1 protein-coding gene is annotated in these 517 nt (G+C 48.7%); it reads right to left on the bottom strand.

Features of this window, described 5'->3' with window-relative positions; translation table 11 throughout:
• Positions 1-455, bottom strand: a 455-nt coding sequence (locus tag NUW87_RS11610; protein WP_269028691.1) for a hypothetical protein, incomplete at its 3' end; no start/stop codon positions are given.
• Between the last annotated feature and the right edge of the window lie 62 nt (positions 456-517).

Below are 517 nucleotides of genomic sequence, written 5' to 3'. Positions count from 1 at the left end.
TTCTGCCTCAGGTTCTGCATCCGCCTGAACAGTGTGATTTGATAATCCCTTGGGATGAACTTTGCCTTCATCTTCGCAATCATTCGATCCCATCTTTTAATATTTTGCTTGCCTTTGGAACGTCTATCTTCTTGAAGCTCGTCCCACCATAATGCTGCATGTCCTTTCAGCTTAGTAACTGCATGCCTTACCTTCTTGTCCTCTTCAATATCTTTGTAATCGAAGTAGGTGTCGAGTGCTCGGATCCAATCTAGCAACTCTTCTGCATTTAGACTCCCCTCATAGACGGGAATGTCCATCTTCGTCTTCGAGCTCATCCTCGAAATGGCTCTGATCAACCTCTCTGTCGAGGCATCCTCTGCTGTGACCTCTTCTTGGTCATGTCCAGCTTCCTCTTCAACCTCGGAATCGCTGAGCTCTGCTGTACCAGCTCCACGCCTCTGGGTGGTTTCCATCTCTTCGAGTCTCGCCCTGAGATCTCGTATTTGGTGCTCCATCTCTGGGTTACCTGCTGGCC

Origin of the sequence: Corynebacterium pilbarense (genome assembly GCF_026930265.1) — a bacterium.
Lineage (GTDB): Bacteria > Actinomycetota > Actinomycetes > Mycobacteriales > Mycobacteriaceae > Corynebacterium > Corynebacterium pilbarense.
This window is presented reverse-complemented; position numbering and strand designations above follow the sequence as displayed.